This window comes from Vibrio sp. YT-15 (assembly GCF_033337445.1).
GTDB classification, from domain to species: Bacteria; Pseudomonadota; Gammaproteobacteria; order Enterobacterales; family Vibrionaceae; genus Vibrio; species Vibrio alginolyticus.
Window position 1 is genome coordinate 1 of sequence record NZ_JAWOQR010000054.1, and the last position, 1,837, is coordinate 1,837.

The following is a 1,837-nucleotide window of genomic DNA, read 5'->3' on the forward strand; positions in this document are numbered from 1 at the left end:
ATGGCGCTGATCGGAGCTATCACACTAACCGGGATGATCATCAAAAATGGCATCGTACTAATGGATCAAATTGAGCTCGAACGCACAAATGGCAAGAGCTTGTCTGACGCGATCAAAGAAGCCACGGTCAACCGTACTATGGCCATTTCTATGGGTGCGTTAACGACCGCGCTCGGCATGATCCCGCTGCTGTCAGATCTGCTGTTTGACCAAATGGCGGCAACCATCATCGGAGGCTTGGCAGCCGCAACCATATTGTCACTGTTTGTCATGCCTGCGCTGTATCGCCTTGCTTACAAAGAAAAAGCACCATCCACACAAACCAACGCTGAGCTAGAGGAGGCGTCATCGTGAAAAAATTCATTCTAACGCCTGTCGTTCTAACCCTAAGTTTAGCGGGCTGTGCAGTGGGGCCAGACTACCAAGCACCGACCACCAGCATGGCAGAAACCTACTTGAACGCCGAAAATGCAGGGTTGAGTACCGATTCACAACACGTTGAGTTTTGGTGGACTAAGTTTCACGATCCGGTGTTGAATCAAATGGTTCAAGACATGCAGAGCCAAAACATTCCGCTGAAAGTGGCGGCCGAGCGGGTGAAAATGGCCAACAACTATAAAACCATGGTGGAGTCATTCAAGGTACCGACAATTAATCTCGGTGCGGGTTACATGAACTATCAGTTCAGTAAAAATGACTCTTCACTCAGTCCGATATTGAATCCACTCAGTGATTCCGTGTCGTGTCTGCCACCTCAAATTGGTAACGTCACCCTAATGGATAATCAGCACGATGGCGTATTTGCAGGCGCGAGTATCGCTTGGGAAGTTGATCTGTTTGGGCGCATTGACCGCCAAGCAAACGCGGCGCAAATTCGTCTCGAACAAGCTCAGATTTATCAAAGCGGCTTGAACACGGTGATCACGGCGGATTTGATTCACAACTACTTGCAATACCAAGGTGCGAGTGAGCGCCTTGAATTGGCAAAGTCGAACTTAGAAGATCAAAGACGCACACTCGACCTCGTCGGAAAAGTCGTGCGCAGCGGCTACGGTTCTGATCTCGATTTAGCCCAAGCGAAGGCCACACTTGCGGCGATGGAATCGCTCGTTCCGCAGTTAGAGATTGCACAACAAGCGCACAAACATCGTTTAGCGGTGCTGCTTGGCGAGCCGCTAACGCAAGTCGAAATCCGCCTATCTAAGCAGCATAGTGTACCTGTCATGCAGGACATGGTGCCGGTCGGTTTACCTTCCGATCTGTTGAAACGTCGTACCGATATTCGCTTAGCCGAGCGCGAAATGGCCGCGCTCAATGAAGAGTTAGCAGCAAGCGTTGCTGATCAATATCCGAAGTTCTTTTTGACGGGCGCTCCGGGGTTGTCGGCGTCAAGCTTTGACGATCTTTTCAGTAGCGATTCTTTCGGTTGGATGGGCGCGGCAGGCGTAAGCTGGAACTTGTTCGATGGGGGGCGTGGCGAGGCAATTGAAGCCATCAACCAAGCGCGTTTTGATTCGGCGACATTGTCTTATCAACATACGGTCGATGCGGCTTTGGCAGAAACCGAATCCTCGCTGTTTGCTTATGGTCGCAGCCAAGAAAATCAGCGTCGAATCGATGAGGCATTGAAAGCCACCAATAACGCCGTCAACAAAGCTAAGTCACTGTACCGAGCTGGCTTGATTGATCACTTATCGGTTTTAGATGCGCAGCGTCAGCAACGCATGATGCAAGATGAGCGAGTCGCAGCAAAGTTACAAACCGCACAAGCCACGATTGCGCTCTATAAATCACTTGGTGGTGATTGGACGCTACAACCAGAAGCACAACCCGAAAC

At 50.5% G+C, this 1,837-nt stretch carries 2 protein-coding genes; both read left to right on the forward strand.

The genetic code is table 11. From position 1 onward, the window contains the following. Window positions 1-354, forward strand: a 354-nt coding sequence (locus R7D93_RS25155) for an efflux RND transporter permease subunit (protein WP_318129545.1), incomplete at its 5' end; no start/stop codon positions are given. Further along, the coding region (locus R7D93_RS25160) for an efflux transporter outer membrane subunit (protein ID WP_318129546.1) at window positions 351-1,837 on the forward strand (1,487 nt) is incomplete at its 3' end. The genes R7D93_RS25155 and R7D93_RS25160, both read left to right, overlap by 4 nt.